Below are 26,827 nucleotides of genomic sequence, written 5' to 3'. Positions count from 1 at the left end.
ACAGGAGGTCGGATAATGGAAAAAGAAGCATTTATGGAAAAGCTTCTCTCGTTTATGAAGGAAGAGGCGTACAAGCCTCTGACCGTTCAGGAACTTGAGGAGATGTTAAATATTACGGAAGCCGAGGAGTTTAAAGAGCTCGTCAAAGCGTTAGTCGCCTTGGAAGAAAAAGGGCTTATCGTACGGACGAGAAGCGACCGCTACGGCATTCCGGAGAAGATGAATTTAATAAAAGGAAAGATTTCAGCCCATGCGAAAGGATTCGCCTTTTTGCTGCCTGAGGATACGTCGTTAAGTGATGTGTTTATTCCGCCTAATGAGCTAAATACGGCAATGAACGGCGATATCGTCATGGTGCGTCTGAACTCACAATCAAGCGGCTCTAGGCAGGAAGGAACCGTCATACGGATTTTAGAAAGAGCGATTCAGCGGGTCGTCGGCACGTATACAGAAACGAGAAACTTCGGCTTTGTCATTCCGGACGACAAAAAAATCACGAGTGACATCTTCATTCCGAAAAATGGGAAAAATGGAGCTACGGAAGGGCATAAGGTTGTTGTCAAGCTGACGAGCTATCCTGAAGGCCGCATGAACGCAGAGGGTGAGGTTGAAACCATTCTCGGCCACAAAAACGACCCGGGCATTGATATTTTATCGGTCATTCATAAGCACGGCCTGCCGGGAGAATTTCCAGCTGACGCGATGGAACAGGCATCAAGTACGCCTGACACTATTGATGAAAAAGATCTGAAAGACCGCCGTGATCTCCGTGACCAGGTGATTGTCACCATTGATGGTGCGGATGCGAAGGATTTGGATGATGCAGTTACCGTGACGAAACTTGAAGATGGAAGCTACAAGCTTGGCGTTCACATAGCTGATGTCAGCCATTACGTAACTGAAAACTCGTCGATTGACAAAGAAGCGCTTGAAAGAGGGACAAGTGTGTATCTGGTTGACCGTGTCATCCCGATGATTCCGCACAGATTGTCAAACGGCATCTGCTCCTTAAATCCAAAGGTTGACCGCCTGACGCTTTCTTGTGAAATGACCATTAACAGTCAGGGACAGGTGACAGAGCACGAGATCTTCCAAAGTGTCATCAAAACAACGGAAAGAATGACGTATTCAGATGTGAATAAAATTCTTGTTGACGATGATGAAGAGCTGAAACAAAAATACGAGCCTCTTGTTCCGATGTTCAAAGACATGGAGCGTCTGGCTCAAATTCTGCGCGATAAGCGGATGGACCGCGGCGCCGTTGACTTTGATTTCAAAGAAGCAAAGGTGCTTGTTGATGACGAAGGAGCGGTTAAAGACGTTGTGATCAGAGAACGCTCTGTCGCCGAGAAGCTGATTGAAGAATTTATGCTTGTAGCAAACGAAACAGTGGCGGAGCATTTCCATTGGATGAACGTCCCGTTTATATACCGGATTCACGAAGAGCCGAATGCTGAAAAGCTGCAAAAGTTTTTAGAGTTTGTGACGACATTTGGCTATGTGGTGAAAGGAACGGCGGGGAATATTCATCCGCGCGCGCTGCAAAGCATTCTGGACGCTGTGCGTGACAGACCAGAGGAAACGGTTATATCTACTGTTATGCTCCGTTCGATGAAACAGGCGAAATACGACCCGCAAAGCTTGGGGCACTTCGGTCTGTCAACGGAATTCTATACGCATTTCACATCGCCGATCCGCCGTTACCCGGACTTAATCGTTCACCGTCTGATCCGAACGTATTTGATCAACGGCAAAGTCGATGAAGTGACACAGGAAAAGTGGGCTGAACGCCTGCCGGATATCGCCGAACATACATCATCAATGGAGCGCCGTGCAGTTGACGCCGAGCGTGAGACGGATGACCTGAAAAAAGCGGAATACATGCTTGATAAAATCGGTGAAGAGTTTGACGGCATGATCAGCTCTGTGACAAACTTCGGGATGTTCGTCGAGCTGCCGAATACAATTGAAGGACTCGTCCACGTCAGCTTTATGACAGATGACTACTACCGCTTTGACGAACAGCATTTCGCAATGATTGGCGAGCGGACAGGCAACGTCTTCCGCATCGGGGATGAAATCACAGTCAAGGTTGTCGATGTCAATAAAGATGAGCGCAATATCGACTTTGAAATCGTCGGCATGAAGGGCACTCCGCGGCGTCCGAGAGAATTGGACAGCAGCCGGAGCAGAAAACGCGGAAAGCCTGCCAGAAAACGTGTTCAAAGCACCAATACGCCTGTTTCTCCAGCTCCGTCTGAGGAAAAAGGGGAGTGGTTCACTAAGCCGAAGAAGAAAAAGAAAAAACGCGGCTTCCAGAATGCTCCGAAACAGAAACGGAAAAAGAAGAAATAGCAGCTCAACCAGCAAATAGGGCCGCAGCGCTCTATTTGCTTTCTTTCGGAAACAGCTTTTCATTGTAGCGGTACGTGACATTTGGTAAAATAGAGCGTATCGCAAAAGGTGGACAGTTTTTCCTTAGAGAGAGGAGGTTCTGGCATGCCAAAAGGGTCAGGAAAAGTATTATCTCAAAATAAGAAAGCCAACCACGATTATTTTATAGAAGAAACCTATGAAACAGGCATCGTCCTGCAAGGAACCGAAATCAAATCGATTCGCGCCGGCCGCGTAAACCTTAAAGATTCCTTCGCCAAAATCGAACGGGGAGAAGTGTTTCTCCACAATATGCACGTCAGCCCATATGAGCAGGGAAACCGCTATAACCACGATCCGCTCCGGACAAGAAAGCTGTTAATGCACCGCAAGGAGATTAATAAGCTGATCGGGTTAACAAAGGAAAAAGGCTATTCTCTCGTTCCGCTGAAGCTGTATTTAAAAAACGGCTTTGCGAAAGTGCTTCTCGGCCTTGGAAAAGGGAAGAAGAACTATGACAAACGGGAAGATCTGAAGCGCAAGGACGCGAAGCGGGAAATCGAAAGAGCGTTCAGAGACAGTCAAAAAGGCTTCTAAAGGCATAGTGCTTGATTCGAAAATCAGGCCTGTGCTATACTGTGTTCACGATCAGATCACGACGCCATTCATTTGAAGGATTTGACAATTGAAAAGAGCCGTGATCATGTTATAATAAGACTATAGCCAGTTTGAGTGAGAGCTTGATATTTTCTCCCGTATTTCCCTTATACCAAGGGGACGTTACGGATTCGACAGGGATGGATCGAGCTTGAGCTGCGAGCCGAGAGGCGATCTCGTAAACACGCACTTAAATATAACTGGCAAAACTAACAGTTTTAACCAAAACGTAGCATTAGCTGCCTAATAAGCGCAGCGAGCTCTTCCTGACATTGCCTATGTGTCTGTGAAGAGCACATCCAAGTAGGCTACGCTTGCGTTCCTGTCTGAGAACGTAAGAAGAGATGAACAGACTAGCTCTCGGAAGGCCCGCCCGCAGGCAAGAAGATGAGTGAAACCATAAATATGCAGGCTACGCTCGTAGACGCTTAAGTAATCGATGTTTCTGGACGTGGGTTCGACTCCCACCGTCTCCATACATACTGACAATAAAGCAGAACCTCTCAAGAGGTTCTGCTTTATTTATTCTCCAAACCACAGGCACCAAAAAGTGCGTACTTCCATTTCAATCCCAGCTGTTTCATACTGATTGCAGAGCAGATGTTTCACCAATCAGATTTCTGTCAATAAATAAGAGGAATCAAAAACGGAGGGATGAATAATGAAGCTGAATTTACAAGGAAAAACCGCACTGGTGACCGGTTCGACATCAGGGATCGGAAAAGCTATTGCCTCTTCGTTAGCTGAAGAAGGTGCGGCAGTGATCATTAACGGACGCCGGGAAGAGAAAGTGAATCAGACGATAGATGAACTGAAAACACAACATGCTGAAGCGGTTCTTTATCCGGCTGCATTTGATTTGGGAACAGAAGAAGGCTGCAATGAGCTGTTTCAGGCATATCCAGAGGTTGATATTTTGGTCAACAATTTAGGGATTTTTGAACCGGCGGAGTACTTTGATATTCCCGACGATGAATGGTTTCGTTTTTTTGAAGTGAATATTATGAGCGGTGTAAGGCTGACACGCAGGTATTTGCATAACATGATAGAGAAAAAGGAAGGGCGTGTGATTTTCATTGCCAGTGAAGCGGCGATTATGCCGTCACAGGAAATGGCGCATTACAGTGCGACAAAAACGATGCAGCTGTCCATTTCCCGCAGTTTGGCGGAGCTGGCAACCGGCACGAATGTCACAGTCAACACCGTCATGCCGGGCTCTACCTTAACAGAGGGTGTGGAAACCATGCTGAACTCGCTGTATCCTGGTGAAAACCTGACTGTTCAAGAAGCTGAGGCACGTTTTATGAAAGAAAACCGGCCGACATCTATTATTCAAAGACTGATCCGTCCGGAAGAAATCGCCCACTTCGTTACATTTTTAAGCAGTCCGCTTTCCTCTGCGATCAATGGCGCGGCACTTCGGGCGGACGGCGGTTTGGTCCGCAGTGTCTTTTAAACCTCTCCCAATAGGAGAGGTTTTTTTATATATTGTTGATTTCCATAAATTTCTCTCGTATAATATTGGTACCAAAATAGTTTTCTTGGTACCGAAAGCGGGGGATTAATGTGGAAAAAAGAATGATGGCGGAAACCATCCGGCTGATTAAGCAGAAAGGATTTTCATTTACGATGAATGATTTGGCGGCAGCGCTGGGAACGAGCAAGCGGACGCTCTATGCATATTATTCATCTAAAGATCAGCTTGTTGAGGCGGTTGTCGAACAATTTATAGCTGAAATGAAGCAAATGGAAAGAGACATCTATGAAAATGATAGTTTAAATGTGCTTGAAAAGGTGAAACAAATGCTGATCAGCCTTCCGCAGGGGATGGAACTGCTGAACATGGGATTATTAAATGAACTCAAGAAATACCATTACGATGCGTGGCTTACATTAGACACGTTTATTAAGGAAGAATGGGCGATTGTCCTAGCATTATTAAACGAGTGCAAACAGCAAAAGAGAATCAGAAACATCAATCCGGACCTGTTTGTTCACATGTATATAGGGAGCATCAACCAAGTGTATGACCCTGAATATCCACTGAAACATCAGTTCACGACAGGAGAGGTGCTTGAATCAATTGTAGATGTTTTGTTTAACGGTATAACAGCTGATGAGGAGGCTGATGCCACGTGAATTGGGTGTTTCTATGCTTGGCGATTTTGTTTGAGGTTGCGGGAACGGTCAGCATGAAGCTATCGTCTGGTTTTACAAAGCTTATTCCCAGTTTGCTGTTGATTTTCTTTTATGGAGGGAGTCTTTTCTTTCTGACGCTTACGCTAAAATCAATAGATGTATCTGTTGCTTATGCTGTATGGTCAGGGATGGGAATCGTCCTGATTACAGTCATTGGTTTTTTGTTTTTTCAAGAACATGTTAGTGTCATGAAAGTCATTTCAATTGGTTTGATTATTGCCGGTGTTGTGTCTTTAAACCTGATCGAGCATGCTGCGGTGTCTGAGCCGGTACATAAAAGCGGGCAGTACAAATGAGATATATGAAGCTGTTTTTTCTCGTGACTGATATCGGTTTTATCTTGTACTGGCTGTCAGCCGGGTTTTCGCTCATACCGGAAAGCTGGGCTTTTAAACATCATGACCATCCGTTTATGATCGCTTGGAACTGGTCTTTTTTTCCGCTGGATATCCTGATTTCTGTCACAGGGTTGTACAGCTTGTACTTACAGCGGGTGAATCGTGCTGACTGGAAGCTGATGGCGCTGATTTCTCTTGTGCTGACCTGTTGTTCAGGTCTGCAGGCGCTATCATTCTGGACATTCAGCAGGGACTTTGATCTTGTGTGGTGGCTGTTTAATGGGTATCTATTGATTTATCCTTTATTTTTTATTCACCTGCTCTTGAAGGAAGGCAGAAGGACAAAACAGTCCTGACAGGTGCCGCTTTTATAATAAACTGATGTAATGAAGCAGAGACGGTATAAGTCTCTGTTTTTTTATCGTGCGCACCAATTGAGAAGCTAACCGCGTTTTTGGGCATACTAAAGCGAAGAAACGGGAAAAGTTCTACACATTCATTGAAAAGGATTTTGTCAAATGAACAAAACTGCTGCGAACAATCAAAGAATCATGCCTATCGTGAAGGATGCCTTTCGCATTCATGCAAATCCATTTCCTTGGAAAAAGGCTATCGGATCAGGTTTCGCTTCAGGGTTTCCTGTGCTGGTCGGTGCATTGGCAGGTCACACGGATTACGGATTAATTGCAAGTATCGGAGGCTTTGTTTATTTATATGCGGGCGGTGAATCGTACAAAAAGCGCGCCTTGAAGCTGCTCTTGGTTTCTATTGGGATCGCCCTCTCATTTGGTTTAGGGACGCTTTTGTCCGGGATGCTTTGGATGATGGCGGCTGTTTTGGGGCTGATCGGTGCAGCGGCGATGTTTATTTTTAGCGCGCTCGGCATTCAAGGCCCTGCGCCGATGTTTTTTGTCCTTGCCTTTTTAGTCAGTTCCGGGCTGCCGGCCGATCCTTCACAAGCGCTGTTCAGAGCGGGACTGACGTTTCTCGGCGGCATTTTCGCCATGGGTATCGCTTTAATCGGCTGGTTATGGAACAAACATGGACCGGAGGGAGCGGTGCTGCAAAAAACATATCATCAGCTGGCTGCATGTCTTTCAGCCGTCGGAACGCCAGGTTTTCATAACGCACAGCATCAGACCGTGCTCATGCTTAGAACAGCCCGCCAAACGGTTCTTGGGAAAGGGAACAGACGGAAAAAATCGCGGCATGATGAACGATTTTTCCGCCTCCTTGAAAAAGCTGACGACATATTCATTGCCATTATTCATTTTTCAGCTGAAACGCCGGACAGAGAGACCGCGCAGATTGAAAAGGCACTTCGCCAAACCGGAGATATGCTTGCGCATGCACGGGTTTCCGGTACGTTTCAGATTAATGAGAACGAATCTGAGCCTAGGCGGAAGCTGTTTGAAGAAATCAATGAGGTTTTGAATATCGCTTCAGAACGTTTTGATAAGCAGCTTGACGGGGAGCCGAGCCGCCTGCCATCCTCTTTTTACTTTTTGAGAAATGCTTTTGACTGGAAGTCTCCAGTTTTAATTAGAGCGTTAAAGTACGGAATTGTTCTGTTTGCCGCCGATATGTTTGCCCTCGCATTCGGCTTTGCACGTTCCTATTGGATTCCGCTTTCGGCAGCAGCGGTCATGCTTGGCACTACTGTTGTTTTTACGCTTCACAGGGCTATTCAGCGTTCGGCCGGAACGGTGATCGGTGTTATACTGGCAGGCGCAATCCTGTTTTTTAAGCCGGGCGGTGTTTATATTGCGTTTTGTATTGCAGCGCTGCAATGTCTTCTTGAGATGCTGATCGTCCGCAATTATGCGCTGGCTGTTCCCTTTTTAACCGCAAATGCGCTTGTTATCACAGAAAGTATGCATGGCGGCGCGGGCGCCGGTTATTTTATGATAGCGAGGCTGACTGATGTAGCTGTCGGCAGCGTGATCGGGCTGTTGGGGACAATACTTTTGTGGCGGCGGTTTTCAACGAAGCGACTGCCTGAACTGATGGGGAACGTCATCCGGCTGGAAGGGCAGTTTATGGAGAAACTGTTAACCGGGCAGAATGCCGACGAACACAAGTTAAGGGTGAGTCTTGTCAGGCTTCGGGATGCGTATGACAAGGCCCTTGGAGAGTTTCCTCATGCGAATGCGGAGGCGCTCTGGCCTGCCATTTCCGGTGCTCAGCACTTAGGGTACTATTTGCTCTCGGCGCAAGCTCACCGCCGTCCGCCTGCTCCGTTTTCTGATGAAGAGATCAACCAGCTGCGGGCGTTTTTTGAACAGGCTGAGCAATCCTTTATCATGAAAAGGATGCCTGCGGATATTCAAGTGCCGCATGTTCCTCATTATCCTCGGATCAGTAAAGAATTGTCCGCGCTGTATTCCGGCTTGAGAACAGCTTTTGAAAAGTAAGCTGTTTGGGAAAGTTAAATAATCTTTAATTCGAGATATTTTACTTGAAAGTAAATTTCTTTGTCTCTATAATAAAGTCTAAGAGAGACAGAATAATCATTATGCATCTGTATGATAATAATTGATGTGTGATTTTTAAAAACGAAAGGGCTGGTAAAAATGGCAAAAGTATTATATATCACTGCTCATCCGCATGACGAAGCAACTTCGTACAGTATGGCAACAGGTAAAGCATTTATCGAATCTTACAAAGAAGCAAATCCAAATGATGAAGTTGTACATATCGATTTGTACAAAGAAAACATTCCGCACATTGACGCAGATGTATTTAGCGGATGGGGAAAGCTTCAGTCAGGTACAGGCTTTGAAGAGCTTTCTGAAAGCGAAAAAGCGAAAGTAGGCCGTTTGGGAGAGCTTAGCGATCAATTTGCATCAGCTGATAAGTACGTATTTGTTACTCCTTTATGGAACTTCTCATTCCCGCCAGTGATGAAAGCGTATCTCGATTCTGTTGCTGTTGCAGGAAAATCATTCAAATACACAGAACAAGGCCCTATTGGCTTGTTGACTGATAAAAAAGCAATTCATATCCAAGCGCGCGGCGGCTACTATTCAGAAGGCCCTGCGGCTGAGATGGAAATGGGGCACCGCTACATTGGCATCATGATGAACTTCTTCGGCGTACCATCATTCGATGGCATTTTCGTAGAGGGACATAATGCGGAGCCTGATAAAGCACAGCAAATCAAAGAAGACGCGATTGCGCGTGCGAAAGAAGCAGGAAAAACATTCTAATGAAAAAGCCTCCCCTTATTTGGGGAGGCTTTTGTTTTATTGCTCCAGCATAATGGTTCGTTTCTCTTTACTGCTTTTCATCGCGGCTTCAATGATGCGGATGACATCAATACCTTCCTCAGCAGTGACTGGCAGCGCAGCACCTTCTCGTATGCTTTCCGCTATTTTACGGTAATAAGTAAGGTAGGAGCCATTTACTGATGGAATCGTTTCTGTTTTTTTGCCGGAGCCACGAATGGTTGTAAGCTTTCCGTAAAACTCCGGATCATCCGCACCCCAGCTGTCATCCTCTGGTTTTCTTCCCGCTCTGAGTGCGTCTTCCTGTCCGTCAATTCCATATTTGATAAAGCTGGAATCTTTTCCATGGATTTGATAACGAGGTCCGTTTGCCGGAACGATTGATCCTCCGTATAGAATGGCTTGAAGCTTGCCATAATCCAGGGTTAAATGAAAATAGTCAACCGTTTCGGCATTTTCCCGCTGGGCCATCACGTTTGCAGTCACGGCTTTAGGCATCCCAAACAAATGCAGGGTTTGGTCTATGATGTGGGAGCCGAGATCATACAGCGTACCAGTGGCAATGCCTTCTTTTTCCCGCCACCGCGCTTGAACTTCAGGTCTGTAGCGGTCATAGGAAACTTGATATGTATTGATATCTTCAAGAGATCCCTCAGAGATCAGCTTTTTAATCGTTAAAAAGTCGTTATCCCAGCGTCGGTTATGATATACGCTTAATAATACGCCTTTTTCATCGGCAGCCCTTTTTAATGTTTCCCCCTCTTCGGCCGTTGCTGTCATTGGTTTTTCCATCACAACATGTTTTCCGGCCTGTATGCATGCCATAGCATGCTCGTAATGAAGGCCGCTCGGGGTGGTGACAATGACAAGCTCAATGGCAGGGTCATTTGTGATTTCTTCAAGCTCATGTACAACCTCAGCATCTGGAAAATCCCGTTTCACTTCTTCTGTCCGTGATGTCATGATTTTGCTGATTTGATATTCATCCAGAACATCCAGCAGCGGCCCGTGAAAAACAGAACCGGACAATCCGTATCCTAATATTCCAACCTTGATCGTATCCACTTTTCTTCTCCCCTTTAAAAGCGTTATCAACAGAAGTATATACCCTCCTGATCAAATGGTAAAACCTAACTGATTCATTTTTTGCGTCGGCATGCTTAGACAACCGTTTGGACAATCAGTATAATGGGAATTAATATCATTAAACAGAGGTGTACGCATGGAAAAGCATAACGAACATAAAACATTAAACCATAAAAGCTCGAAAGAAAAGGATCAGATTACAAACCGGCTTAAGCGGATTGAGGGCCAGGTCAGAGGCATTCAAAACATGGTGGAAAACGACAGATATTGTGTAGATATTCTTGTGCAAATTTCAGCTGTTCAGGCGGCAATGAAAAATGTGGCGCTTCATTTGCTTGAGGATCATGCCCATCATTGTGTAGCAGATGCCATCAAAAGCGGAGACGGGGAACAGGCCATTTCTGAGCTTTTGGACGTATTTAAAAAGTTCACAAAATCATAAAGCGTTTTTTTATTGTAATACCCTACGGGGGTATGGTAGGATGAAAATAGAAAGAATAAACAGGAGGAATTGATATGGAACAAAAAACATTGCAAGTTGAAGGAATGTCTTGTCAGCACTGCGTCAAAGCAGTAGAAACAAGCGTAGGAGAACTGGACGGCGTCAGTGCCGTTCATGTCAATCTGGAAGCGGGTAAAGTCGATGTTTCGTTTGATGCTGACAAAGTATCAGTCAAAGATATTGCGGATGCGATAGAAGATCAGGGCTATGATGTAGCCAAGTGATTCAAGGTATCGCGCCTTTAGGGAGGCGCGATATTTCTTTCATTTTTATATACCCCCCAGGTGTATATAAAGGAGTGAGTATGTTGAGTGAACAAAAGGAAATCGCGATGCAGGTCTCTGGTATGACCTGTGCGGCATGTGCTGTCAGAATTGAAAAAGGCCTGAAGCGGATGCCCGGTGTCACGGATGCAAATGTTAATCTGGCAACGGAAACATCAAATGTAATCTACGATCCTGCTGAAACAGGGACTGCAGCGATTCAGGAAAAAATAGAGAAGCTGGGCTATCACGTCGTTACAGAAAAAGCTGAATTCGATATTGAGGGCATGACCTGTGCGGCTTGCGCCAATCGGATTGAAAAACGGCTTAACAAAATAGAAGGCGTCGCAAATGCTCCAGTAAACTTCGCTTTAGAAACAGTTACGGTCGAATACAATCCAAAAGAAGCGTCTGTCGGCGATTTGAAAGAAGCGGTAGATAAGCTTGGATATAAGCTAAAGTTGAAGGGTGAACAGGACAGTGAGGCTGCTGCTGCTAAAAAGAAAGAAGAACGGAAGCAAACGGCGAGACTGATTTTTTCAGCTGTCCTGTCGTTTCCATTGCTTTGGGCGATGGTGAGCCATTTTACATTTACATCATTCATTTGGGTACCCGATATATTTCTCAATCCGTGGATGCAATTTGCGCTGGCGACACCAGTCCAGTTTCTGATCGGCTGGCCGTTTTATGTGGGTGCTTATAAGGCGCTTAGAAATAAAAGCGCCAATATGGATGTATTGGTCGCCCTCGGTACGACGGCTGCTTACGCTTATAGTCTTTATCTTACTTTTCAAAGCCTTGGCTCCCATGGGCATACAGACGGCCTTTACTATGAAACAAGCGCGATTTTGCTGACGCTGATTTTATTAGGCAAGTTGTTTGAAACAAAAGCAAAAGGCCGTTCCTCGGATGCGATTAAAAAGCTGATGAAGCTTCAAGCGAAAACAGCGACTGTTGTAAGAAACGGACAGGAGCAAATTATCCCGATCGACGAAGTGCTTGTTAATGACATTGTTTACGTCAAACCTGGCGAACGAATTCCTGTCGACGGAGAAGTGGTTGAAGGCCGCTCAGCAGTTGACGAATCGATGATTACAGGAGAAAGTCTTCCTGTTGACAAAAATCCTGGTGACAGCGTGACAGGTTCAACCGTTAACGCAAACGGTTTCCTGAAAATTAAAGCTGTCAACGTCGGAAAGGATACTGCGCTTTCTCATATCATCAAAATTGTTGAGGAAGCACAAGGGTCAAAAGCGCCGATCCAGCGTCTCGCTGACCAGATTTCAGGCATTTTTGTGCCCATTGTATTGGGGGTTGCCGTTCTCACTTTTCTCATTTGGTATCTTTGGACGGCTCCTGGCGATTTTGCCGAAGCGATCAGCAAGTTCATTGCGGTTCTTGTCATTGCCTGTCCTTGCGCCCTCGGTCTTGCTACTCCGACGAGCATAATGGCTGGATCTGGACGCGCTGCTGAATTCGGGATTTTATTTAAAGGCGGAGAGCATTTAGAAAAAACACATCGTCTCGATACAATTGTTCTTGATAAAACCGGAACCGTGACAAACGGGAAGCCGCGTCTGACGGATGCCATTCCATTCGGCCGTTTTGAAGAAAAAGATTTGCTTCAATTTGCAGCGGCAGCCGAAACGGGATCAGAGCATCCGCTTGGCGAAGCGATTATTGCTGGCGTGAAAGATAAAGGGCTTGAGATACCGAAGCTAACCCGTTTTGAAGCAAAAGTCGGCGCAGGCATTTTGGCTGAAGCCGGAGGAAAAAGCATTCTCGTCGGCACAAGAAAATTAATGGAGAGCGAACAGGTTGAGCATGGGACTCTTCTCGCCAAAATGGAAGAGCTAGAGGCAGAAGGAAAAACCGTTATGCTTGTATCCATTGATGGAGAAGCAGCTGGGCTAGTAGCGGTTGCAGATACGATTAAGGACACGTCACGGAAGGCTGTTGCCCGTCTGAAAGAGTTGGGCCTTGATGTCATCATGATGACAGGAGACAATCACAGAACCGCAGAAGCCATCGCGAAGGAAGCGGGAATTGCGAATATCATTGCGGAAGTCCTTCCAGAACAAAAGGCGGCGGAAATTGCCCGCCTGCAAAAAGAAGGCCGCCAGACAGCAATGGTAGGCGACGGAATTAACGATGCGCCGGCGCTTGCCACGGCTGACATCGGCATGGCGATTGGAACTGGAACTGACATTGCCATGGAAACAGCAGACATTACACTTATTCGCGGCGATCTAAACAGCATTGCCGACGCAATCCGCATGAGCAGATTGACAATGAAAAACATTAAACAAAACTTATTCTGGGCGCTTGGCTATAACAGCCTCGGCATCCCAATCGCAGCACTTGGATTTTTAGCACCGTGGATAGCAGGAGCAGCAATGGCATTCAGCTCCGTTTCCGTTGTTCTGAATGCTCTTCGTCTGCAAAAAGTAAAATGAAAAACCGGCTATATGCCGGTTTTTGTTTTTCATTGACACTTTCTTGGAAAACAACATATAATAGGTGTAACTATTATATGAGTATATGCTCATATATATTATAAAGAATGCAATACTCATTGATACGCTTTGAAGTGGGAACCCTAAATCGGAAGGTAAGGTGAGACTAGTGAAACAGGAATACGTTCTGGACGGTTTGGATTGCAGCAATTGTGCCCAAAAAATCGAAAATGGAGTCAAAGGCATAAAAGGCATTGACGGATGCGCGGTAAATTTTGCGGCAAGCACCTTAACTGTCTCAGCCGATGGGAAAGAAGAGCAATGGGTCACGAATAAAGTAGAGAAAAAAGTGAAATCAATTGATCCGCATGTAACGGTTCGCCAAAAGCATATAAAGAAATCAGCTGATGATGGCTATCGTAATAGAATGGTCAATATGCTGATCAGAATGGCGGCGGCTGTCATTCTCGGCGCAGCAGCATATTTGGTTCATTCGGGAACCATTGAATTTTTCCTTTTCCTCGGTGCTTATTTGATTATCGGCGGTGACATTATAATCCGCGCAGTCAAAAACATCATCCGCGGTCAGGTGTTTGATGAGCATTTCTTAATGGCTCTTGCCACAATCGGCGCTTTTCTGATTCAGCAATACCCTGAGGGGGTCGCCGTTATGCTGTTTTATCAAATCGGTGAGCTTTTTCAAGGAGCCGCGGTCAGCCGTTCCAGAAAATCAATTAGTGCGTTAATGGACATACGGCCTGATTACGCCAATCTCAAAATAAAGAACGGCATCGAACAGGTTTCCCCGGAGGACGTTCAGACAGGAGACATCATTGTGGTTAATCCGGGAGAAAGCATACCCTTGGACGGTAAGGTCGTGCAAGGGTCAGCGATGGTTGATACATCTGCTTTAACAGGTGAGTCCGTTCCGAGAAAAGCTGCGGAAGGACAAGATGTAATGTCAGGCTTTATCAATCAAAACGGCGTTCTGCATATTGAAGTCACAAAGGGCTATCAGGAATCAGCAGTATCAAAAATATTAGACTTGGTTCAGAATGCGAGCAGCCGTAAAGCCCGGACAGAAAACTTTATCACGAAGTTTGCCAAGTATTATACACCTGCTGTTGTGATCATCGCGGTATTGCTGGCCTTTGTTCCGCCGCTTGTTCTTTCTGGCGCCGCGCTTTCCGATTGGGTGTACCGCGCGCTTATCTTTTTAGTGATTTCTTGTCCTTGTGCGCTTGTTGTCTCCATTCCGCTCGGTTTCTTCGGCGGAATCGGAGCGGCCTCAAAGGCCGGAGTGCTTGTAAAGGGAAGCAATTATTTAGAAGCTTTGAATCAAGTCAAATACGCGGTGTTTGATAAAACGGGAACACTAACAAAAGGCAGCTTTGAAGTGACAGAAATCAAACCTGCGGAAGGTTTTACAAAGGATAGATTACTTGAAGCGGCGGCATACGCTGAGCTTCATTCACAGCATCCGATTGCTGAATCTGTGCGTAAAGCTTACGGGAAAATGCTTTCCTCCGATGAGATAGAGTCATACGAAGAAATCCCCGGCCACGGCATTTTTGCAAAGGTAAATGGAACTGAGATCCTTGCCGGGAATAAAAAGCTCATGGAAAGAGAACAAATTGAGGATGTCCCGGATGAAAATGCTGGAACAATCGTACACGTTGCTGTTGATCAACGCTATGCCGGAGCAATCATCATAGCGGATGAGATAAAGGAAGACGCAGCACAGGCGGTTGCTGATCTGAAGTCGCTTGGGATCAAACAGACAGCTATGCTGACGGGTGATTCGAAACAAACGGGAGAAGCCGTCGGAAAACAGCTTGGGATTGGTGAGGTATATGCAGAGCTGCTGCCGCAAGATAAAGTCGCGCAGGTCGAAGCATTGGAAGCTAAGCTTTCACCTAATGAAAAACTCATTTTTGTCGGTGACGGCATCAATGATACGCCGGTGCTTGCCCGCGCAGATATAGGGATCGCGATGGGAGGCCTTGGCTCAGATGCCGCGGTAGAAGCCGCAGACATCGTGCTAATGACAGATCAGCCGTCAAAAATAGCGGAAGCGATTAGGATTGCGAAACGGACACGGCGTATCGTGTGGCAAAACATCGGATTTGCTTTAGGTGTGAAAGCGATCTTTCTCATTCTTGGTGCATTTGGAATTGCGACCATGTGGGAAGCGGTTTTCTCAGATGTCGGCGTTACACTGCTTGCTGTGGCGAACGCCATGCGCGTCATGCGTCTCAAAAACAAATAAATTGTCGGAGAGAATTCATTTTTTCGGGGTTTTCTTATCAGCGCTTGTCTTGTTAAAATAAAGAAGTGGGTCAATTGCGATCCGCTTCTTTTTTAATTTTAAAACGATGAGGTGTCGGAGTGAAAAAGAAACAGCAGTCTTCTGCGAAATTCGCGGTCATCCTTACGGTTGTGGTTGTTGTATTGCTAGCAGCCATTGTCATCATTAATAACAAAACGGAACAAGGCAATGATGCGGTGTCCGGACAGCCGTCTATCAAAGGGCAGCCTGTGCTTGGCAAGGACGATGCACCGGTAACTGTAGTAGAATTCGGAGATTACAAATGTCCGTCTTGCAAGGTGTTTAACAGTGATATCTTTCCAAAAATACAAAAAGACTTTATTGATAAGGGCGATGTGAAATTTTCTTTCGTGAACGTCATGTTCCATGGAAAAGGTTCAAGGTTAGCGGCTCTTGCATCTGAAGAAGTATGGAAGGAAGACCCTGACTCTTTCTGGGATTTCCATGAAAAGCTGTTCGAAAAACAGCCGGATACGAAACAGGAATGGGTAACCTCAGGCCTCCTTGGTGATCTTGCAAAAAGCACCACAAAGATAAAACCTGAGACGCTCAAGGAAAATCTTGATAAGGAAACATTCGCTTCTCAAGTGGAAAAGGATTCTGACCTTAATCAAAAAATGAACATACAGGCAACACCGACGATTTACGTCAATGATAAAGTGATCAAAAATTTTGCGGATTATGATGAAATCAAAGAGACAATAGAAAAAGAGCTGAAAGGGAAGTAACGATATGAAAAATAGAATCGTATTTTTATATGCTTCCTGGGTTGTGGCTCTTATCGCTATGCTGGGCAGCCTGTATTTCAGTGAAATCAGAAAGTTTATCCCATGTGAACTGTGCTGGTACCAGCGTATCCTCATGTATCCGCTCGTCCTGATTTTAGGCATCGCCACCTTTCAAGGGGACACACGAGTGAAAAAATATGTGCTCCCGATGGCGATTATAGGGGCATTCATTTCGATCATGCATTACTTAGAGCAAAAAGTGCCCGGTTTTAGCGGCATTAAGCCATGTGTCAGCGGCGTGCCGTGCTCGGGCCAATATATTAACTGGTTTGGTTTTATTACGATTCCATTCCTGGCCCTGATTGCTTTTATCCTGATTATCATTTTTATGTGCCTGCTGAAAGGCGAAAAATCTGAATAACAAAAAAAGCGCCCGCGTATGCCGGGCGCTTTTTTTATCTCGAAAACTCACGCTCAATAGCGTTTGGTGTACTCCCTCAAAATTTATCTTTTTTTATCGTGAAAATGTTATTGATTTTACCCTTGAGCGATTATAAAATCTAGAGGTCGTCAGAAAATTTAACAAACATAAAAGGGAGTCATCAGAATGGCTTGGGAGCTGCTCAGTGTGATTGGCATCATTGCGTTTGCAGTCAGCGGCGCAATTGTTGCGATGGAAGAGGAATATGATATTTTAGGAGTTTATATATTAGGGATTGTCACAGCTTTTGGAGGAGGAGCGATCCGCAATTTGCTGATCGGCGTTCCGGTGTCAGCGCTATGGGAGCAGGGAGCGTACTTTCAAATCGCGCTTTTATCTATTACAATTGTGTTTCTGTTTCCGAAGCTGCTGCTGAAGCATTGGAATAAGTGGGGCAATTTATCAGATGCGATCGGCCTCGCTGCCTTTGCTATCCAAGGCGCACTGTATGCCGTCAAAATGGGCCATCCGCTTAGTGCCGTGATCGTGGCTGCTGTGCTGACGGGAAGCGGGGGCGGAATCATCCGCGACCTTCTTGCCGGGCGCAAACCGCTTGTGCTGAAGGCAGAAATTTATGCAGTCTGGGCGGCTCTCGGCGGTTTAATCGTCGGCTTGGGCTGGCTGGGAAACTCGTTCGGCTTATACGTTCTGTTTTTCGTGCTCGTTGTTTGCCGGGTTTGTTCCTATATGTTTAATTGGAAGCTGCCAAACCGTTCTTTTCGCTTAGATAGTCAGTAAAATAAAAGAAACCTCTCCGTCATGGAGAGGTTTCTTTTATGGTAGCCTGCCGGGATCAAATAAAAAGTCCTTTTCGAAACCGCGCAGAACAAAGCTATTTGAAATTAATAGGTAGCCCAAAAGGTATAGCTGATGGTTTTTTTAGTTCCTGTGTTAGTGAATTTGAATCTGTATTTTGTTTTGTAGCTTTTAGAAGCTTGTTTGTAACTTAAATTTGTAGAGCCTTTTTTCGTTGCATAAAAAGTTTTAACATTTTTCCAGCCTTTATTTGTCTTTTGTTGCAGAGTTGCTGTAATTTTCCCGCTGCCTGATCCGTTTGCTGTAATGTTGGCCCAAGTTCCTTGTCCTGGATAATAAATATGAAAAGTTGGCGAGTAAGTATAGTTTTTAAATGAGCCCGAATGGTAATGAGTACTCCATATTTGACCTTTTTTAACCCAATCTTTAGCTTCCGCTTTGTTGTTTACTAGGTCAATAGCCGTAAAACTTGTTACGGCTACGACGAATGCCAGCAACATCATAGATAGCTTTTTCTTCACTGAGTATTTCCTCCTAACTAATTCTGGTTCTTTCTTCATGTTCATATCATAAACCGAGAGAAATAATGTAACATCGTCCTATTCTCCCAAATGAAAAACTTCAATTTGTTGAAATATGTCGAAATTGGATGAAAAATGACTATTTTACTGCGACTATAGATACGCTAGCAGAGATGTAGTTGCTTTATGGAAGATGACAATAACAGCCAGTTTAGTCATTCTTCACGTTAGATGAACAGACAAATACGGTAAAGCTCTGCGGTGTTTTTAAAATGAAAAAGATATATTATATCGAAGATTGAATGGAATAAGGAATCGATACTGATGAAAGAGAAGATTCGCAACCTAAGAAAAGCACGTCCAACAGTGATCAATGTGAAATCATAAGAGAAAAAACCGATTTCGAGTTGAAATCGGTTTTTTCTGCATATAAATAACCCAAACCTTGATTGGTATTGGGTGAATGTGCTAAGATAAATTGTCTTTGCCAGTTTTCATCATATATTTAATATATGTATCCAATTATATTTTACAGTATTTCATCTATGTTTGTCAACTATTTTCTGGAGGTGCCGTTCATGAATCAGCAGGATAAGGAATGGAAGGAAGAGCAGTCGAGAATAGATGAGGTGCTGCAGGAGCTCGAAAAAAAAGAGCGGTTTCTGGAAACGTCTGCGGGCGGGTTGAAGCATGATATCATCGGATTAAGAAAAAGCTTTTGGGAAGATGTTAAGGTTAATTTTGATGATGCCCATGAAGCGATTGAAACGATGGCAAGCATTAAGCAGCAGGCAGAGCTGTTGTCTGATCGGGAACAGAATCATCGGCGCATGGATCAGCAGCTCAAACGAATTCATCAATTAAAAAAATCGCCTTATTTCGGCCGGATTGATTTTATTGAAAACGGCGAGGAACAGGCAGAGCGAATTTATATCGGTTTAGCTTCCTGTTTGGATGAGAAGGAGGAACACTTTCTGATTTATGACTGGAGGGCGCCGATATCAAGTTTGTACTACAATTATTCCCCAGGAAAAGCGGAGTACGAGGTGCCCGGTGAAACGATAGAAGGGGAAATGGTGCTGAAACGCCAGTTTATGATCAAAAACGGCACTCTCAAGGCGATGTTTAATACCGATATGACGATTGGTGATGAAATGCTGCAAGAGGTATTAAGCCATCACTCCGATACCCAAATGAAAAACATCGTGTCTACGATTCAGAAAGAACAAAATCAGATTATCCGTAATGAAAAAAGCAAGGTCCTGATCGTGCAGGGAGCGGCTGGCAGCGGGAAAACATCGGCTGCGCTTCAGCGTGTCGCTTATTTGTTATACAGGCACCGCGGCGTCATTGATGCCGGACAAATCGTTTTGTTTTCTCCCAACTTCTTATTTAACAGCTATGTATCCTCTGTTTTGCCTGAGTTAGGAGAAGAGAATATGGAGCAGGCGACGTTTCAGGAATATATCGAGCATCGCCTTGGCCGCAAGTTCAAATGTGAAAGCCCCTTTGATCAGCTCGAATATTGCCTGACCGAAACTAAGGAAGGTGATTTTCCAACAAGGCTTGCGGGAATCACATGGAAGGCGGGTTTATCCTTTCAGCAATTCATTAATGAATACGTCACACGGCTTTCCTCTGAAGGGATGATTTTTAAAAATATCATATTCCGCGGACAAAAGCTGATCACAAAGGAGCAAATTCAATCCTATTTTTACTCATTGGATCAAAATCACTCCATTCCGAATCGGATGGAGCAAACCGCGAAGTGGCTGCTGAGTGAGCTTAACAAGCTTGAGAAAAAGGAACGGCGAAAGGATTGGGTCGTTCATGAAGCTGAGCTGCTTGACAAAGAGGACTACTTGGACGTGTACAAAAAACTGCAAGAAAGGAAACGGTTCAGCGAGAGTACGTTTAACGATTATCAAAGAGAGCAGCAGCTGCTTGCCGCCATCATTGTGAAAAAAGCTTTCAAACCGCTCAAGCAGGCAGTCAGGCTCCTTGCATTTCTTGATGTTTCACAGCTGTATTTGCAATTGTTTTCTGGCTGGGGAGGGAAATCTCAGCATGAGAAGATGGCGGCAATAGGAGAGCTGACCCGATCGGCATTTGCAGAAAATAAATTGCTCTATGAGGACGCAGCACCGTTTCTTTATATGCAGGATCTGATTGAGGGCAGAAAGAAAAATACGAAGATCAAACATCTATTTATTGACGAAGCCCAGGACTATTCACCGTTTCAGATGGCTTACATGAGAAGCATTTTTCCGGCTGCCAGCATGACAGTGCTCGGTGATATCAATCAGTCCATCTACGCGCATACCATAAACGGGGATCAGCGTATGGATGCGTGCTTTGAGGATGAGCCTGCTGAGTATGTTCGTTTAAAGAGAACATACAGATCAACAAGGCAGATTGTCGAGTTTACCAAAGCGATGCTTCAAGATGGAGCGGATATTGAGCCGTTTAATAGAAGCGGGGAAATGCCGCTCGTTGTCAAAACTGAAGGACATGAGAGCCTTTGCCAAAAGCTCGCGCAAGAAATTGGCCGGCTCAAGAAAAAAGGGCACGAAACAATAGCCGTCATCTGCAAGACAGCGCAGCAATGCATACAGGCACACGCCCACATGAGTGAATATACAGATGTTCGCCTGATTCATAAAGAAAATCAACCATTCCAAAAGGGTGTTTGCGTGATTCCGGTGTATTTAGCAAAGGGAATTGAATTTGACGCAGTGCTTGTCTATGATGCATCTGAAGAACACTATCATACAGAGCACGACCGTAGGCTTTTATATACTGCGTGCACCCGTGCGATGCACATGCTGGCGGTATTTTATACAGGTGAAGCCAGTCCGTTTGTAACCGCTGTGCCGCCTCACTTATATCAGATTGCTGAATGAAGAGAAGGGAGTCCTTCTCTTTTTTCTATTTACATGAAGCATAGCCGTTTTATCATTAGGATTCTTAATAGTTATCATCATGTAAATATATTTTACTTAAGCCTAGTATTCCGGTAAAGTTCAATTAGATGCAATTTTCGATCAGTTTATAACTTTGTGAGGTGGATACGTTGCAACTTCAGGTAATGAACAGTCCGTTTAATCAGGAGCAGGCAGAGCTCCTTAACCGCCTTCTGCCGACCTTGACCGAATCCCAGAAAATCTGGCTGAGCGGATATTTATCCGCTCAATCTGTTTCCGTCCAAGAAACTGCGGGTACGCCGGCGGCAGCTGTGTCTGCGGAAGCACCGGCACCGGCCGTTTCAAAAGAAGTGACCGTTCTTTATGGTTCACAGACGGGAAACGCACAGGGGCTTGCAGAAAATGCCGGCAAGCAGCTTGAACAGAGCGGTTTTCAAGTGACCGTCTCATCCATGAGCGATTTTAAGCCGAATCAGCTGAAGAAGGTAACCAATCTTTTAATCGTCGTCAGTACGCATGGAGAAGGCGAGCCGCCTGATAACGCGCTGTCGTTTCATGAATTTCTGCACGGAAGACGGGCGCCTAAGCTTGAAGACCTGCGCTTTTCCGTTTTGGCGCTTGGTGACAGTTCGTACGAATTTTTCTGCCAGACAGGGAAAGAATTTGATCAGCGCTTAGAAGAACTCGGCGGAAAACGGATTTCTCCGCGCGTTGATTGCGATCTTGACTATGATGAACCGGCAGCCGAATGGCTTGAGGGTGTATTGAAAGGATTAAATGAAGCTGGGGGCGGAAACGCCGCGCCTGCGTCGGCGGCTGCGTCACAAACCGGTGAGTCTTCGTATTCCAGAACAAACCCGTTTCGGGCTGAAGTGTTAGAAAATTTAAATTTAAACGGCAGAGGATCAAATAAAGAAACACGTCATGTGGAGCTGTCTCTTGAAGGATCTGGCCTGACTTACGAGCCTGGTGACAGCCTCGGCGTCTATCCGGAAAACGATCCGGAACTTGTCGAGCTGCTCCTTAAGGAAATGAATTGGGACCCGGAAGAAATTGTGACGCTTAATAAGCAAGGTGATGTCCGTCCGCTGAAAGAAGCGCTGATTTCTCACTATGAGATTACCGTTCTCACAAAACCGCTTCTTGAACAGGCAGCCCAGCTGACAGGGAACGATGAGCTTAGAGAGCTTTTAGCCCCGGGAAATGAGGAGAATGTAAAAGCCTATATTGAAGGGCGCGATTTGCTTGATCTCGTCCGTGACTATGGCCCATTTAGTGTATCTGCGCAGGAGTTTGTCTCGATTTTGCGAAAAATGCCTGCCCGCCTTTATTCGATTGCAAGCAGTTTATCCGCAAATCCGGATGAAGTGCATTTAACAATCGGCGCAGTCCGCTACGATGCGCACGGCCGTGAACGAAAAGGCGTCTGCTCGATTTTGTGCGCGGAACGTCTGCAGCCGGGTGACACACTGCCGGTTTATGTACAGCACAATCAAAACTTTAAGCTTCCGAAAGACCCTGAAACACCGATTATCATGGTGGGCCCTGGGACAGGCGTCGCACCTTTCCGTTCCTTTATGCAGGAGCGTGAGGAGACGGGAGCGGAAGGAAGGGCATGGATGTTCTTTGGCGATCAGCACTTTGTCACGGATTTCCTTTACCAGACAGAGTGGCAGAATTGGCTCAAAGACGGTGTGCTGACAAAAATGGATGTGGCGTTCTCACGTGATACGGAAGAAAAAGTATATGTGCAACACCGCATGCTTGAACATAGCGCAGAATTGTTTGAATGGCTTCAAGAAGGAGCGGCTGTTTATATTTGCGGAGATGAAAAGCATATGGCGCATGACGTCCATCACACATTACTTGAAATTATCGAAAAAGAAGGCAATATGAGCCGCGAAGAAGCGGAGGCTTATCTTGCCGATATGCAGCAGCAAAAACGCTATCAGCGTGATGTATATTGATTTGACTTGAAAGGAGTTTTTCAACATGGTGACCAAAATTCTAAAAGCACCGGACGGCTCTCCAAGTGATGTTGAACGCATTAAAAAAGAAAGTGATTATTTGCGCGGCACGCTGAAAGAAGTGATGCTCGATCGAATCAGTGCCGGAATTCCGGATGATGATAACCGCCTGATGAAACACCACGGCAGTTATTTGCAGGATGATCGGGACCTCCGAAATGAACGCCAAAAGCAGAAGCTTGAGCCCGCATATCAGTTTATGCTGCGCGTGCGTATGCCAGGGGGCGTCTCGACGCCTGAACAATGGCTTGTCATGGATGACCTGTCCCAGAAATACGGGAACGGCACATTAAAATTGACGACACGTGAAACGTTCCAAATGCACGGGATTCTGAAATGGAACATGAAGAAAACCATTCAGACGATCCACTCAGCACTTTTGGATACGATCGCAGCCTGCGGAGACGTAAACCGTAACGTCATGTGTGCATCAAACCCTTATCAATCTGAAATCCACTCAGAGGTATACGAGTGGTCTAAAAAATTAAGTGATGATCTGCTGCCGCGGACGAGAGCCTATCATGAAATTTGGCTTGATGAGGAAAGAGTTGCCGGCACGCCGGAGGAAGAAGTCGAGCCAATGTACGGACCGCTCTATCTGCCGCGGAAGTTTAAAATCGGTATTGCCGTTCCGCCGTCTAATGATATTGACGTCTTTTCACAAGATCTGGGATTCATTGCGATTGTCGAGGATGGCAAGCTGATCGGTTTTAACGTGGCAATCGGCGGCGGTATGGGAATGACGCATGGCGATACTGCGACATATCCGCAATTAGCCAAGGTGATCGGATTCTGCCGGCCTGAGCAAATGTATGACGTTGCTGAAAAAACGATTACGATTCAGCGTGATTACGGCAACCGTTCTGTCCGTAAAAATGCGCGGTTCAAATACACAGTTGACCGCCTCGGTTTAGAAAACGTAAAAGAAGAATTGGAAAACCGTCTCGGCTGGAGCCTGGAAGAAGCGAAGCCGTATCATTTCGATCATAACGGCGACCGCTATGGCTGGGTGGAAGGCATCGAGGATAAATGGCATTTCACGCTGTTTGTCGAAGGCGGCCGTATAACGGATTACGATGATTATAAGCTGATGACGGGCTTGCGGGAAATCGCCAAAGTTCATACAGGCGAGTTCCGGCTGACGGCCAATCAGAACTTAATGATTGCGAACGTTTCAAGCGATAAAAAAGAAGAAATCAGTGCTTTAATTGAACAGTACGGACTAACTGACGGCAAGCATTATTCAGCGCTTCGCCGCAGCTCGATGGCATGCGTCGCTCTTCCGACCTGCGGATTGGCAATGGCTGAAGCAGAACGTTATTTGCCGACCCTGTTAGATAAGGTTGAAGAGATTATTGACGAAAATGGCCTTCGTGATCAGGAAATCACCATTCGCATGACAGGATGCCCGAACGGCTGCGCACGTCATGCGCTCGGTGAGATCGGATTTATCGGAAAGGCGCCGGGCAAATATAATATGTATCTTGGCGCTGCGTTTGACGGAAGCCGTTTAAGCAAAATGTATCGTGAAAACATCGGTGAAGCAGACATTTTAAGCGAGCTGCGCGTCCTTCTTTCCCGCTATGCGAAAGAACGCGAGGAAGGCGAGCATTTCGGTGACTTTGTCATCCGTGCGGGCATTATTAAAGCAACAACTGACGGTACGAATTTTCATGATTGAGAAAACTAAGAAGAGAGACAGGGAATAGCTTCCTGTCTCTTTTTTCTGTAATTTGCTCTGCTGCAAAAAAGTTCACTGTGAGCATATCATGAGAAAAAATACCCTAAAAAGGGTACTATAAAAGAAGACAAGTGTGGAGGGAACTCCTGCGAAACCACATAGCGGATGCAAGGCCACCCTAGCTCAAGGGCTTTTAGACAAACAGATTTTTTGGCTCATCATGCCGACACACAACAGACGAAGGAGGTCATGCATTTGGACATATTTTTAGTTGTGCTCGTATTATTAACGATTATTGCGATTTCTAATATCGTGAACCGGTTTATTCCGTTTATTCCGGTGCCGCTGATTCAAGTGGCTCTTGGGATTCTTGCCGCCTCATTTCCACAGGGTCTTCATTTTGAATTAAATACCGAATTGTTTTTTGTTCTGTTTATCGCGCCTCTGCTATTTAATGATGGAAAGAGGACACCGCGGGCAGAGCTTTGGAATTTAAGGGCTCCGATTTTATTGCTTGCACTCGGCCTTGTATTTGCGACTGTGATTGTAGGCGGCTACACGATTCACTGGATGATTCCTGCTATTCCGCTGGCAGCGGCCTTTGGACTTGCGGCCATTCTTTCACCGACTGATGTCGTCGCTGTCAGCGCATTATCAGGAAGAGTGAAAATGCCAAAAGGGATTCTTCGCCTGCTGGAAGGTGAGGGGCTGATGAATGATGCATCAGGTCTGGTGGCCTTTAAGTTTGCGATTGCAGCGGCAGTGACTGGTGCATTTTCATTAGCACAAGCGGCTGTCAGCTTTGTCTTTATTTCTCTCGGAGGCTTGCTGTGCGGGGTTGTCATTTCATTTTTGATTATTCGTTTTCGCCTATTTCTGCGCCGCCTTGGCATGCAGGATGTCACGATGCATATGCTGATTCAAATTCTGACGCCGTTTGTGATTTATTTGGCAGCTGAAGAAATCGGCGTTTCCGGCATTTTAGCTGTTGTGGCTGGCGGTATTACCCATGCGGTTGAACAGGATCGTCTGGAATCTACGATGATCAAGCTGCAAATCGTCTCCTCAAGTACGTGGAACATTATTTTATTTATTTTGAACGGCCTGGTCTTCGTTATTCTCGGCACGCAAATCCCTGATGTTATTTCTGTTATCTTTAACGACACTGCCATCAGCAACATGAAGGTGATCGGCTATATCCTAGTCATCACATTTACGTTAATGCTCCTGAGATTCCTGTGGGTGCTGTTCTTCTGGAACGGCAAATGGTTCTTTAATAAAGATCAGAACATCTATAAACCGGGTCTTCGTTCGACGCTGTTAATTTCGATTTCCGGTGTGCGTGGAGCAGTAACGCTTGCAGGTTCTTTTTCCATTCCGTATTTCCTGGAGGACGGCACGCCGTTTCCGGAAAGAAATCTGATTCTCTTTTTAGCAGCCGGCGTCATTTTATGCACGCTTGTCATTGCTACCGTTGTGCTGCCGATTCTGACTGAAAAAGAAGAAGAGGACGAGGAACGAAACAAGAAGCTGCTGACGGCGAGACGCAAATTGATCAAAACAGCCCTTCAAACGATTAAAGAGGACATGAATGAGACAAACAAAACGGCCTCTCTTGCGGTGATAGCTGAATACAATGAGAAAATGAAAAATCTTCGTTTTCAGCAATATACATCGTCTAATCGCATCAAAAAGCACGAGCGTAAAGTCCGTGCCCAAGGGGTTAAGGCAGAGCAAGAGGCGCTGATGAAGATGCTGGAGCGGGGAGACATCCCGGAAGAAACAGCAAATGTGCTGCAAGAACGATTTAACGAGTTGGAAATTTTGTATGCGAACCCGTTTAAAGTCGGATTATCAAAAACAAGGCTCAAGAGGCTGATGTATTGGATTTTCTTCGGTGAACATAAAAAGCCGGAGATGTCGATTTTAAATGAAGCGGGATTGATACGGGCAACAAGAGTGAAAACGGCAAAAGCAGCGATAGAATATCTGGAAAAACACAATACGGAAGAGCATAAAGAAGTGTTTTTATCTGTCATTACATTCTATAAACAGTTAATTTTCAGGCTGGAGCACAGCCATCATGAGCTGAAATCAAGCGCCCATTTTGAAAATCAGAAGCTGGAAGTGAAGCTGAAGGCTGTACAGGCGATCAGAAATGAAATTCAAACACTTTTCGAGGAAAGAGAAATTTCCCGGGACATCTCCCATGAGCTTCGCCAATACATTAATGATGTCGAAGCCGCCATGCTTGAAGGCGGCGAATAAATGCAGCAAAA

The 26,827-nt window shown here is 45.5% G+C and carries 21 protein-coding genes and 1 other RNA gene; 20 read left to right on the top strand and 2 right to left on the bottom strand.

The genetic code is table 11. The annotated features are described in order from the left end of the window. Window positions 1-15 precede the first annotated feature (15 nt). The 9 genes from rnr (at window position 16) to azoRB (ending at window position 8,776) form a co-directional block, all read left to right on the top strand. Complete coding sequence (gene rnr / locus NX903_RS16385) at window positions 16-2,355, top strand: ribonuclease R (RefSeq protein WP_086344321.1); 2,340 nt, start codon at window positions 16-18, stop codon at window positions 2,353-2,355. Window positions 2,356-2,499: 144 nt separating this feature from the next. Continuing rightward, window positions 2,500-2,970, top strand: a complete 471-nt coding sequence (smpB, locus tag NX903_RS16380; RefSeq protein WP_003220025.1) for an SsrA-binding protein — start codon at window positions 2,500-2,502, stop codon at window positions 2,968-2,970. Window positions 2,971-3,146: 176 nt separating this feature from the next. Then, window positions 3,147-3,509: a transfer-messenger RNA gene (gene ssrA, locus NX903_RS16375) on the top strand. 182 nt (window positions 3,510-3,691) lie between these two features. Continuing rightward, entirely contained in the window at window positions 3,692-4,486 is a 795-nt protein-coding gene (locus tag NX903_RS16370; protein WP_003228388.1) for an SDR family NAD(P)-dependent oxidoreductase, read from the top strand. Between the two features lie 110 nt (window positions 4,487-4,596). Continuing rightward, window positions 4,597-5,169 (top strand): TetR/AcrR family transcriptional regulator, encoded by a 573-nt coding sequence (locus NX903_RS16365; RefSeq protein WP_086344320.1) that lies wholly within the window; start codon window positions 4,597-4,599, stop codon window positions 5,167-5,169. Continuing rightward, window positions 5,166-5,525 (top strand): DMT family transporter, encoded by a 360-nt coding sequence (locus NX903_RS16360; RefSeq protein ID WP_038427910.1) that lies wholly within the window; start codon window positions 5,166-5,168, stop codon window positions 5,523-5,525. The genes NX903_RS16365 and NX903_RS16360 overlap by 4 nt, the downstream gene beginning before the upstream one ends. Next, a complete protein-coding gene (locus NX903_RS16355) occupies window positions 5,522-5,923 on the top strand; it encodes a YvaD family protein (protein WP_017695155.1) in 402 nt (133 codons plus the stop codon). Before NX903_RS16360 ends, NX903_RS16355 begins: the two co-directional genes overlap by 4 nt. A gap of 162 nt (window positions 5,924-6,085) precedes the next feature. Then, window positions 6,086-7,981 (top strand): FUSC family protein, encoded by a 1,896-nt coding sequence (locus NX903_RS16350; RefSeq protein WP_086344319.1) that lies wholly within the window; start codon window positions 6,086-6,088, stop codon window positions 7,979-7,981. A gap of 159 nt (window positions 7,982-8,140) precedes the next feature. Beyond that, the gene (gene azoRB, locus NX903_RS16345) at window positions 8,141-8,776 is read left to right on the top strand and encodes an FMN-dependent NADH-azoreductase AzoRB (protein WP_003235159.1); all 636 of its coding nucleotides are present in this window, start codon (window positions 8,141-8,143) and stop codon (window positions 8,774-8,776) included. A 36-nt stretch (window positions 8,777-8,812) separates the two neighbouring features. Here the strand turns inward: azoRB and iolW are convergent, their stop codons facing one another. Continuing rightward, entirely contained in the window at window positions 8,813-9,889 is a 1,077-nt protein-coding gene (gene iolW / locus NX903_RS16340; protein ID WP_086344317.1) for a scyllo-inositol 2-dehydrogenase, read from the bottom strand. Window positions 9,890-10,016: 127 nt separating this feature from the next. Between iolW and csoR the strand changes: the two genes are divergently transcribed. The 7 genes from csoR to NX903_RS16305 all read left to right on the top strand — a co-directional run bounded on the left by csoR (window position 10,017) and on the right by NX903_RS16305 (window position 17,377). Continuing rightward, on the top strand, window positions 10,017-10,322 hold the full coding sequence (gene csoR, locus NX903_RS16335; RefSeq protein WP_003228404.1) for a copper-sensing transcriptional repressor CsoR: 306 nt from the start codon (window positions 10,017-10,019) through the stop codon (window positions 10,320-10,322). A 74-nt stretch (window positions 10,323-10,396) separates the two neighbouring features. Further along, on the top strand, window positions 10,397-10,606 hold the full coding sequence (gene copZ, locus NX903_RS16330) for a copper chaperone CopZ (protein WP_003244260.1): 210 nt from the start codon (window positions 10,397-10,399) through the stop codon (window positions 10,604-10,606). 83 nt (window positions 10,607-10,689) lie between these two features. Then, on the top strand, window positions 10,690-13,101 hold the full coding sequence (gene copA / locus NX903_RS16325; protein ID WP_086344316.1) for a copper-exporting P-type ATPase CopA: 2,412 nt from the start codon (window positions 10,690-10,692) through the stop codon (window positions 13,099-13,101). 160 nt (window positions 13,102-13,261) lie between these two features. Then, window positions 13,262-15,370: a heavy metal translocating P-type ATPase gene (locus NX903_RS16320; protein WP_144486772.1), complete on the top strand. Its 2,109-nt coding sequence runs from the start codon at window positions 13,262-13,264 to the stop codon at window positions 15,368-15,370. A gap of 119 nt (window positions 15,371-15,489) precedes the next feature. Then, window positions 15,490-16,158 (top strand): disulfide bond formation protein BdbD, encoded by a 669-nt coding sequence (bdbD, locus tag NX903_RS16315; protein ID WP_086344314.1) that lies wholly within the window; start codon window positions 15,490-15,492, stop codon window positions 16,156-16,158. Window positions 16,159-16,162: 4 nt separating this feature from the next. Further along, window positions 16,163-16,579 (top strand): disulfide oxidoreductase, encoded by a 417-nt coding sequence (locus tag NX903_RS16310; protein ID WP_003228417.1) that lies wholly within the window; start codon window positions 16,163-16,165, stop codon window positions 16,577-16,579. Between the two features lie 186 nt (window positions 16,580-16,765). Continuing rightward, window positions 16,766-17,377 (top strand): trimeric intracellular cation channel family protein, encoded by a 612-nt coding sequence (locus tag NX903_RS16305; RefSeq protein ID WP_003228419.1) that lies wholly within the window; start codon window positions 16,766-16,768, stop codon window positions 17,375-17,377. Window positions 17,378-17,481: 104 nt separating this feature from the next. On the opposite strand, the gene NX903_RS16300 is transcribed toward NX903_RS16305, so the two are convergent. Next, window positions 17,482-17,916 (bottom strand): hypothetical protein, encoded by a 435-nt coding sequence (locus tag NX903_RS16300; RefSeq protein WP_108029096.1) that lies wholly within the window; start codon window positions 17,914-17,916, stop codon window positions 17,482-17,484. A gap of 578 nt (window positions 17,917-18,494) precedes the next feature. On the opposite strand from NX903_RS16300, the gene helD reads away from it, so the two are divergent. The 4 genes from helD to NX903_RS16280 all read left to right on the top strand — a co-directional run bounded on the left by helD (window position 18,495) and on the right by NX903_RS16280 (window position 26,816). Further along, window positions 18,495-20,819, top strand: coding sequence for a DNA helicase IV (gene helD / locus NX903_RS16295; protein WP_086344312.1), 2,325 nt, complete (start codon window positions 18,495-18,497; stop codon window positions 20,817-20,819). 170 nt (window positions 20,820-20,989) lie between these two features. Beyond that, window positions 20,990-22,807 carry an assimilatory sulfite reductase (NADPH) flavoprotein subunit gene (locus tag NX903_RS16290; RefSeq protein WP_086344311.1) on the top strand — a complete coding sequence of 606 codons (1,818 nt, stop codon included), beginning with the start codon at window positions 20,990-20,992 and terminating at the stop codon, window positions 22,805-22,807. A 25-nt stretch (window positions 22,808-22,832) separates the two neighbouring features. Continuing rightward, a complete protein-coding gene (gene cysI / locus NX903_RS16285) occupies window positions 22,833-24,548 on the top strand; it encodes an assimilatory sulfite reductase (NADPH) hemoprotein subunit (protein ID WP_086344310.1) in 1,716 nt (571 codons plus the stop codon). Between the two features lie 255 nt (window positions 24,549-24,803). Next, window positions 24,804-26,816: a Na+/H+ antiporter gene (locus NX903_RS16280; protein WP_086344309.1), complete on the top strand. Its 2,013-nt coding sequence runs from the start codon at window positions 24,804-24,806 to the stop codon at window positions 26,814-26,816. Window positions 26,817-26,827 lie beyond the last annotated feature (11 nt).

It is taken from the genome of Bacillus sp. FSL R5-0576 (assembly GCF_038004765.1).
GTDB lineage: Bacteria > Bacillota > Bacilli > Bacillales > Bacillaceae > Bacillus > Bacillus subtilis.
This window is presented reverse-complemented; position numbering and strand designations above follow the sequence as displayed.

Excerpts from the sequence above, each read along its gene's own strand:
- cysI (WP_086344310.1), top strand. The coding sequence starts at position 22,833 with ATGGTGACCAAAATTCTAAAAGCACCGGACGGCTCTCCAAGTGATGTT.
- copZ (WP_003244260.1), top strand. The coding sequence starts at position 10,397 with ATGGAACAAAAAACATTGCAAGTTGAAGGAATGTCTTGTCAGCACTGC.
- azoRB (WP_003235159.1), top strand. The coding sequence starts at position 8,141 with ATGGCAAAAGTATTATATATCACTGCTCATCCGCATGACGAAGCAACT.
- rnr (WP_086344321.1), top strand. The coding sequence starts at position 16 with ATGGAAAAAGAAGCATTTATGGAAAAGCTTCTCTCGTTTATGAAGGAA.
- csoR (WP_003228404.1), top strand. The coding sequence starts at position 10,017 with ATGGAAAAGCATAACGAACATAAAACATTAAACCATAAAAGCTCGAAA.
- NX903_RS16305 (WP_003228419.1), top strand. The coding sequence starts at position 16,766 with ATGGCTTGGGAGCTGCTCAGTGTGATTGGCATCATTGCGTTTGCAGTC.
- NX903_RS16370 (WP_003228388.1), top strand. The coding sequence starts at position 3,692 with ATGAAGCTGAATTTACAAGGAAAAACCGCACTGGTGACCGGTTCGACA.
- smpB (WP_003220025.1), top strand. The coding sequence starts at position 2,500 with ATGCCAAAAGGGTCAGGAAAAGTATTATCTCAAAATAAGAAAGCCAAC.
- NX903_RS16310 (WP_003228417.1), top strand. The coding sequence starts at position 16,163 with ATGAAAAATAGAATCGTATTTTTATATGCTTCCTGGGTTGTGGCTCTT.
- helD (WP_086344312.1), top strand. The coding sequence starts at position 18,495 with ATGAATCAGCAGGATAAGGAATGGAAGGAAGAGCAGTCGAGAATAGAT.
- NX903_RS16350 (WP_086344319.1), top strand. The coding sequence starts at position 6,086 with ATGAACAAAACTGCTGCGAACAATCAAAGAATCATGCCTATCGTGAAG.
- NX903_RS16355 (WP_017695155.1), top strand. The coding sequence starts at position 5,522 with ATGAGATATATGAAGCTGTTTTTTCTCGTGACTGATATCGGTTTTATC.